The following is an 8,600-nucleotide window of genomic DNA, read 5'->3' as shown; positions in this document are numbered from 1 at the left end:
CCGGCATCTTACTTTCTGTAGTAATTATGGTGACTTTTGCTGCCGGAGGCTAGTATCGCAGGGCAGGGGAGCAGGGGGCACAGAGCAGAGGGGAATATATAGAAGCGCCCGTACTCGGTAGTATTCCCGAAGCTCAAACTGGCAAATTAATTGTTATGGTAGGTGCGGAGGAGGAACAGTATCAACATTAACTACTACGCCGTAAGTCCCCCACTGAATTTGGTACTCCGAATCAGTGGCGGGATATAAGGCGTAGTAGTTAAAATGGGATGTCGTCTGGATCTGGTTCTTGGGTCACTCCTGCAGGGGTTGGAGACTGTACAGGTATAGGTTGATATGTGGGTTGAGGTTGTGCCACTGGGGCAGATGTGGGATAGTTTGATTCATAGGCTGTAGGGCTGTAGGCTGGTTGCGCTACAGGGGTTTGGTAAACTGGTGTAGTTGGTATAGCTGCTGGTTGTGAACTGGTATAGGCAGCCTGGCCAAGGGGATGAATTTTTTGGATTGTTAATTCTGCACGTTTTTCTTTGAACCCTTCAGGACGATCTATGGTATTCATTCCTAAGCGTCCTTCAATGATGACGCGATCGCCCTGATGATAATTTTGATGTACTTCTTTGGCTAAATTTCCCCAACTGACTACTTTTAAAGGATGGGAAGGATCATCTGGTTTTGCGCCAGGTACATGAACTATCATTTCAGTTACTTCTAACCCATCTGGTGTGTGACGCAGTTGGGGGTTATCATAGATTTCTACCATCAAAATACAACTATTCATCTTGTCTTCCATAGGATACCCCATCCTCAGCGAAGCAGGGTGGGGAAGGATAGCGTGTTTAATTTAATGGCTCAACGCCGTTAAATTAAACATTTTCCGAGTTGATAACACGATTAAACCCGTGTTTCGCTGTATCAATCGGACTTTTTTAACTGTACATTGTCCCGCTGATCAGATTTTGCCAAAAAAAACTGACCACAAGTAATTGCAGTCGGATAATTTGCTAAGATTACGCATTGATTTTGGGAGTCTGGTTAATGGCAATCATTTTAGAACCAATTAATATACATTTACTATCATCACATCTATTACAAATACCAGTATCTAATACAACAGCTACTACTCAGGTTGATCTAATTCCCGGAATTATACAAGCATTTATTTTAGGTATTGTCCAAGGAATTACAGAGTTTTTACCAATTAGCAGTACGGCACATTTATTAATTGTGACGAAGATATTTGCTTGGAAAGAACTTGGTTCTAAAGATTTTGTTGATGCTATTCAGTTTGGTAGTGTAATTGCAATTTTGTGGTATTTTTGGGCTGTAATTTCCAGTTTAGTCAAAGGTGCTATCAAAGCCTTTAAAACTAAAGATTGGCAAAGTGAAGAATGGAAAATTATTGTTGGTATCGCGGTGGGGACAGTTCCCGCTTTAACGATTGGTTTTTCGTTGAAAGATGTGATTCCTGAAAGTGCCTTAGTTATTGCTATCATGTCAATAATTATGGCAATATTGCTAGGGTTGGCGGAAAAACTTGGTACTCGGCATAGAAATTTTCAAAAGTTGGAAATTCGAGATGGTATTTTGGTAGGATTAGGACAAACCTTAGCTTTAATTCCTGGAGTTTCTCGTTCTGGTTCAACTTTAACTACTGGATTATTTCTGGGTTTAGAAAGGGAGACAGCAGCGAGATTTTCATTTTTGTTAGGTTTTCCCACTTTGACTATTGCGACTTTATACAAAAGTCTGAAAATCTTTAAAATGTTTCAAGGAGGAGAATTACCAGATAATATTGTGATTCTGTTAATTGTGGGCATTATTTCCACATTTATTTTCTCTTATTTATCAATTGCTTTGTTGCTGCGGTACTTGCAAACCAAAAACACATTTATTTTTGTGTGGTATAGATTAGCTTTTGGTATTTCCATATTATTAGCGATCGCCGCAGGTTGGCAAGGATAATTCTGTTAGATAATAATTCAGGAGTCAGGAGTTAGAATGAAACTAAAAGTTTCCCATTCTCTCTTGTCTCTTGCCTATTCCCTTTTCCTTAATTTATGACTACCATTCAACCTGCTAAAATTACTAAGGTGCTTCCTGACTCTATCGCCGCCGAAATCGGTTTTGAACCGGGAGATGCAATTGTGGCTATTAATGGCACACAACCCCGTGATTTAATTGATTATCAATTTTTATGTGCGGATGAATTTTTGGAATTAGATGTATTAGATACTACTGGTAAAAGCCATCATTTGGAAATAGAAAAAGATTATGATGAAGATTTAGGATTAGAATTTTCCACAGCTTTATTTGATGGTTTAATTCAGTGTAATAACCGTTGTCCCTTTTGCTTTATTGATCAACAACCACCTGGGAAACGTTCTAGTTTATATTTAAAGGATGATGATTACCGATTAAGTTTTTTATATGGTTCTTATTTAACTTTAACCAATTTGACTGCAAGAGAATGGCAAAGAATTGAACAAATGCGGTTATCACCTCTATATGTTTCCGTCCATTCTACGGAAGCGGATGTGAGAATTAGATTGTTAAAAAATAATCGGGCTGGGGAAATTTTATCACAAATTCTCTGGTTTCAAGAACGAAGATTACAAATTCATGCTCAAGTTGTTGTTTGTCCAGGTATCAATGATGGTGAACATTTAGAAAGAACATTAGACGATCTAACTTCTTTTTATGCAGGAGAATTACCAACTGTTGCATCAGTCGCAGTTGTACCAGTGGGTTTAACGCGGTTTCGTCCCCAGGAAGATGAATTAATACCAGTTACAAAAGAAAAAGCTCAAGAGGTAATTTCTCAAGTTAAATCACTTGCTGAGAAATTTCGTCAAAAATATGCTTCTAGTGTGGTATGGTTAGCTGACGAATGGTTTTTAATTGCAGGTGAAGAATTACCCACAGAAGCTGAATATGAAGAATATCCACAAATTGATAATGGTGTTGGTTCAATTCGGTTATTTATGAAACAATTTAGCGAAACTGCCACAGCATTATTACCAAGGAAAATTCAACCCCAAAGAAAATTGACTTGGGTAGTAGGAAATGCTGTGGAAAAGGCTTTTCAACCACTGGTACAACAGTTAAATAATGTCCAAGGTTTAGAAGTGAAAATGGTAGCTTTATGTAGCGATTATTGGGGACAAAGTATCAGTGTGACTGGTTTATTAACAGGACATGATTTACTTTTAAACCTGGGAGGACAAGATTTAGGTGAGGGAATTTTATTACCTAGTGTAATGTTAAAACATGGAGAAACTGTATTTCTTGATGATCTAACAGTTGAGGAAGTAGCTGAAAAATTGAATGTCAGTATTTTCCCAGTGGCAGGAGTTGAAGATTTAATAAATACTTGTATGAACTAGGGTAAAGCATTCGGACAGGAAATCAATGGTTTCAACGATAGGTTATCGCCAGAATGCTTTGGACTTACAACTATTCTCCCACTACGGATTACTAATGAAGAAAAAAACGGTTACATTTGCTATTTTAAATATTAACATTATCTTGTGTAATATCTTAGGCATATTACCAGCCAAAGCTATTAATAATAATCCTGTATTTAGTGTTGTTAATAGTCAAGATAACCCTGAAAAATGGCAAGGAATTACTAACAGATTACAAAAGCTAAATATTAATTATTGTGTGATTCCTTTGCGCCAAGTTAAAACCACAGATGACTGGGGGAAAGCAAAGGTACTATTTTTACCTAATATTGAATTTTTGACCACAGAACAAGCGATCGCTTTAGATCAATGGGTAAGTCAAGGTGGTTACTTAATCGCTAGTGGCCCGGTAGGTAATTCATCCTCTCCTGGAGTGCGTCAATTATTAAAAAAACTCTTTGGAGGTTATTGGGGATTTAGCCTAACTACTGCTGAAAATTTACAACCTACAAATACAATTATTCCTCAGTGGGTCAATCAAATAGAATTGTTTGGGAGAGTGCGCGGTGGTGTGATTATTCCCAATGATACTGATCATAAATCTCCTGTAATTTGGAATTCCCAAGAACGTCCAACCGCCATCTTAACTACAGAAAAATCTACCTTATTAGGTTGGCGTTGGGGAGTAAATCAAGTTGCATCTACGGAATTAGATATTGCTTGGTTAAAAGCATCCCTGAATCGTTATCTAAAACTACCAGCTAAAAGCAAAATTAAAATTGCTAATCCTGCACCAAATTGTCAACCACAAGTCATTAAAGAATCGGTTAAATCCCAAGTTACTGAAGAAAAAGTTGTCATTTCTCAAACAAAAACTCCGCCCAAACCAAGGAAAACAAGTTTAAAAAAACCTACTAAACCAGGCAAAATTAAACCTGCTAAAGGGCGTATTATTGTTAAAGCTAAACCAGTTAAAAAACCTGTTGTTACTGCCCAGGTTAAGCCGAATTTAAGCAAACCCGGATTATTAGATATTGCCCGAAATATCAGTCCCAATTTGATTGATCCCATTAATCAATTAGAACAAAATGTCCGGTTGGATGTTTTACCTAATTCTAATAAGCCTATTGATCGCAAAGAAGCGATCGCCCTACAAGAAGAATTAGAACATCTCATCGGTAGAGTAGAAAGCGCCCACCTAGCAGCATCAGCCTATAATTTATCTGCCACAAATCAATTACCCTACACTAAACAAGAAGACAAACAAAGAGAATTTTCCTCTCCCCAGACATCAGAAAATAATTTAGTTTTAACATTAAATCAAGCCAGAGAAACCGTCCAAAAAATTCCCCTATTAATTGAAGATAAAAAATATGCCCTAGCAAGGCAAATTTGGTTAGAAGCTAAAGCTAAAATATCGGAACAATTTCCTCTCAATAAACAATTAGCCCAACCAGAAATCCGTTCCGTTTGGTTAGATAGAGGCACAATAGTTAAAGCTGGCAATGAAACAGAACTAGCGAAAATTTTTGATAGACTAGCCCAAGCCGGGATCAACACCGTTTTCTTGGAAACAGTTAATGCTAGTTATCCTATTTATCCTAGCCAAGTTGCACCCCAACAAAACCCCCTAATTCGTGATTGGGACCCTCTAGCAAGTGCAGTTAAATTAGCCCATCAACGAGGGCTAGAATTACACGCTTGGGTGTGGGTATTTGCCGCAGGCAATACTCGCCATAATGAAATTATTAATGTTAGTCCCGATTATTTAGGACCCGTACTCACAGCCAATCCTGATTGGGCTAATTATGACAACAAAGGTAATATTATTCCCATTGGTCAAACTAAACCTTTTTTAGATCCAGCTAATCCCCAAGTGAGAGAATATTTAATCAAACTTTATACAGAAATTGTCACTAAATATAAAGTAGATGGTATCCAACTTGATTATATTCGTTATCCTTTTCAAGATCCCTTTGTTGGTCGCACCTATGGCTATGGTAAAGCAGCCAGAGAACAATTTCAACAACAAACAGGCATAGATCCCCTCAATATCTCCCCCAGTCAACGAGATTTATGGCAAAAATGGACAGTATTCCGTACCCAACAAGTTAATAATTTTGTGGCTGAACTATCAGCAACATTGCGACAAAAACGGAAAAATTTAATTTTATCCGTTGCTGTTTTTCCTTTACCAGAATACGAACGGATCAAAAAAATTCAACAACATTGGGAAGTTTGGGCGAGAAAGGGAGATATAGATTTAGTTGTCCCCATGACCTATGCTTTAGATACACCAAGATTTCAAAGATTAGCTAAACCTTGGATTACTTCCACAAAATTAGGTACTACTTTATTAGTACCGGGAATTCGCCTTCTATCTTTATCAAACATCGGTGCATTTGATCAACTGCAACTAATTCGAGATTTACCAGTTAGTGGTTATGCCTTATTTGCGGCGGAAAATTTCAATAATGAACTAGAACAAATCTTCAATAATACCCAAGGTGATCAAAATCAGCCTAAGCCGCACCGGCAACCTTTTCGCACCGCCGCTTTCCGTTATGCAGCCTTGCAAAAAGAATGGCAAATAGTTCAAAAAAATGGTCAATTATCCACATCTGCAATCACTATGCCTGAGTTTATAAACCAGGCTAAAGAAGTCCAAAATGCCTTAAATCAATTGGCATCTAACCCTTCTGCTATTAATTTAATTACTGCCAGAAAAACCCTCAACCAGTTTCAGTCCAAATTTTACAACTGGATGCAAGGAGAAAATCTTACCAATTCCTATCAAGTCAAAGTTTGGGAAAACCGTCTTTTGACCATAGAAAGATTAATCCGTTACGGTGAAAGAAGATTAAATATGCCTTCCTAAACTGCAATTTCAACAAGTTATAAAATCTAAAATTGTATGAATCCAAACAACTGTGGAACCCCCTCAAATCTGAGTATAAATTCTGCTCACTCAGGCGATCGCTATTGGGGTTATGTAGAAGTAATTGAAGAAGGGACAAACTATCGCATCAGTCGGGTAGAAATTAAGCCTAGACACGGCATTAAAGCCCAAATCCATTATCATCGTCATGAACATTGGGTTGTGGTTTCTGGTGTGGCCAAGGTTACTTGTGGTGATGAAGAAATATTACTCAATCGGAATCAATCAACCTATGTGCCAGCAGCAACCCTACATAAGGTGGAAAACCCTGGTAAGATTCCCTTGGTAATTCTAGAAATCCAAAATGGCGAGTATTTGGGTGAGGATGATATTGAACGTCCTATAGAAGAAATTAGTGCAGCGAAATAAACATCTGGTTGACGGTTGACTGCTGACTGTTGACTGTTGATAGAGAATACCTCTTACTCTTTTGCTCCTCCTAGTACAGCACGGCGTAAATAAACCAACAATTATAAATCGCCCAAAAGCCTATACTGTCTTCGTTTTGACTTTTGACTTTTGACTTTTGACTTCCGCCCTGGGGTACTAGTATGGCATTTGCAACAAATCTGTTGTAAAATAAATATGCCCCCTAGGGGGATTTTCAATTGTGATATTCTAGATAAGTAAAGTTTCGTAACAAATATTAAAAACTTTGATTAATCAAACATTCTCTTCTTACTCAGCTACTAACCCCACATTAGAGCTTGATGACAGCAACGCATCTTTACCAAAGTTCATATCTTGGCGACAAAATTGGCTAGTATTGGTAGCTGCGGTATTTTTAGTATCCGTACCTGTATTTATAGAAGCGCCATTAGTGCGATCGCTTCCTGTTTTTAGCATCTTGATGACAGCTTTTTGGGTATGGTTGAGTGTGCGCTTAATGTCACGTCCCCAAACCCATCTCTGGGGAGATTTACTTTTTGGTTTTAGTTGGACATGGTTTACCGGATCAATTTATTGGGGGTGGTTACGTTGGGAACCAATCTGGCATTTACCTATAGAAGCATTAGGATTACCCTTTGCACTGTGGTGTTTAACCAAAAACTGGGGTAAAGTTGGCAACTGGTTTTATCTAGGTTCGTTATTTGGCACGGTTTTAACTGATATTTATTTTTATTTAGTAGATTTGATGCCCTATTGGCGGCAAATTATGAGAATCTCTCCAGAGGGAGCTTCACAAATCTTACAAAATGCCTTAACACAGGTTCAAAATCCCTGGGGACAAGGCTGGGCAGTGATTTTGGCGGTGATTTTGGCGGTAGTGGGAACGGGATCTTTACTCAATAAGGAATCTCATTGGTACGCCTTTGGGGGCGCAGTTTTGAGTACAATTCTAGTAGACAGTCTATTCTTATTAGCAGCGGCTCTGGCGTAAAATTCCCATAAATAGTGGCAAAATGCCAAAAATGGAAGCAAAACTGCTATTCATTCAGGTTTTGATTAAAAATCAGATCAAACTGAATAGTAATAAATATTGTGGATATTGATACGCTGTATATTAGTTTTTGATGACGACTGTTGTGTAAGCTCTCAAGGTTAAACGGAGAAGCCAAAGCAGGAAACAACCAGGATCAGGAGACAAAGTAATCTCACAATCTGGAAATTCTGGCTTATGTCCTCACCTTTATAGCTTGTGACTGCCAAGATTCAACAATTTAATTGCTGTTTGATAGAAAGAGGTAAAAATCGTGAAAGGATTGGTGCGTTTATTTACTGTGTTGACATTGGTGCTAGGTTGCTGGGGATGGCTGGGAACCACTGACACTGTCCAAGCTGTTAGCTTAAATAGCTTTGTCGGTAATCAAGTTTCAGTTTTAGCACTTGCCCGCCAAAACAAAGCGGATCAGAAGCTGGCAACAGATTTTGGCAAGAAAATTGATTTGAATAATACCAATATTGCTGCTTTCCAAAAGTATCCGGGATTCTATCCCACCTTGGCTCAGAAAATTATCAAAAATGCTCCCTACGAAAAAGTAGAGGATGTATTAAGCATTCCAGGATTGAGCGAGGCTCAAAAAGAACGTTTAACAGCTAATTTTGACAATTTCACCGTTACAGAATACGAGCCTAACTTCAATGAAGGCGACGATCGCATTAACAACGGTATCTACAGATAACCATAGTTGGTAATTGGTAATTGGTAATTGGTGATTGGTAGAAGCAAAAGGCAAGATGTCTAATAAATATCCCTATTACCCATTACCCATTACCCATTACCCATTACCCATTACCCATTACCCATTACCCATTAC

General features: G+C 38.2%; 7 protein-coding genes and 1 pseudogene. 7 read left to right on the top strand and 1 reads right to left on the bottom strand.

The annotated features are described in order from the left end of the window. Positions 1–74: 74 nt before the first annotated feature. A pseudogene (locus CUN59_RS01235) lies at positions 75–185 on the top strand (NAD(P)-binding domain-containing protein); the annotation flags it as partial. A gap of 74 nt (positions 186–259) precedes the next feature. Here CUN59_RS01235 and CUN59_RS01230 read toward each other — a convergent pair. Beyond that, on the bottom strand, positions 260–778 hold the full coding sequence (locus CUN59_RS01230; protein WP_104386129.1) for a single-stranded DNA-binding protein: 519 nt from the start codon (positions 776–778) through the stop codon (positions 260–262). Between the two features lie 257 nt (positions 779–1,035). On the opposite strand from CUN59_RS01230, the gene CUN59_RS01225 reads away from it, so the two are divergent. The 6 genes from CUN59_RS01225 to psbU all read left to right on the top strand — a co-directional run bounded on the left by CUN59_RS01225 (position 1,036) and on the right by psbU (position 8,465). After that, entirely contained in the window at positions 1,036–1,962 is a 927-nt protein-coding gene (locus tag CUN59_RS01225; RefSeq protein ID WP_104386128.1) for an undecaprenyl-diphosphate phosphatase, read from the top strand. Between the two features lie 95 nt (positions 1,963–2,057). Beyond that, positions 2,058–3,383 carry a TIGR03279 family radical SAM protein gene (locus CUN59_RS01220; RefSeq protein WP_104386127.1) on the top strand — a complete coding sequence of 442 codons (1,326 nt, stop codon included), beginning with the start codon at positions 2,058–2,060 and terminating at the stop codon, positions 3,381–3,383. 94 nt (positions 3,384–3,477) lie between these two features. Next, complete coding sequence (locus CUN59_RS01215) at positions 3,478–6,282, top strand: family 10 glycosylhydrolase (protein ID WP_104386134.1); 2,805 nt, start codon at positions 3,478–3,480, stop codon at positions 6,280–6,282. Between the two features lie 36 nt (positions 6,283–6,318). After that, positions 6,319–6,711: a phosphomannose isomerase type II C-terminal cupin domain gene (locus CUN59_RS01210; RefSeq protein WP_104386126.1), complete on the top strand. Its 393-nt coding sequence runs from the start codon at positions 6,319–6,321 to the stop codon at positions 6,709–6,711. Between the two features lie 286 nt (positions 6,712–6,997). Beyond that, entirely contained in the window at positions 6,998–7,723 is a 726-nt protein-coding gene (locus CUN59_RS01205) for a DUF3120 domain-containing protein (protein ID WP_104386125.1), read from the top strand. 313 nt (positions 7,724–8,036) lie between these two features. Then, positions 8,037–8,465, top strand: a complete 429-nt coding sequence (gene psbU / locus CUN59_RS01200) for a photosystem II complex extrinsic protein PsbU (RefSeq protein WP_104386124.1) — start codon at positions 8,037–8,039, stop codon at positions 8,463–8,465. Positions 8,466–8,600: the final 135 nt, after the last annotated feature.

Source organism: Cuspidothrix issatschenkoi CHARLIE-1 (assembly GCF_002934005.1).
In the GTDB taxonomy this organism is placed as follows: domain Bacteria; phylum Cyanobacteriota; class Cyanobacteriia; order Cyanobacteriales; family Nostocaceae; genus Cuspidothrix; species Cuspidothrix issatschenkoi.
Note: the sequence above shows the minus strand (reverse complement) of the source record. Positions and strands in the feature narration are given on the sequence as shown.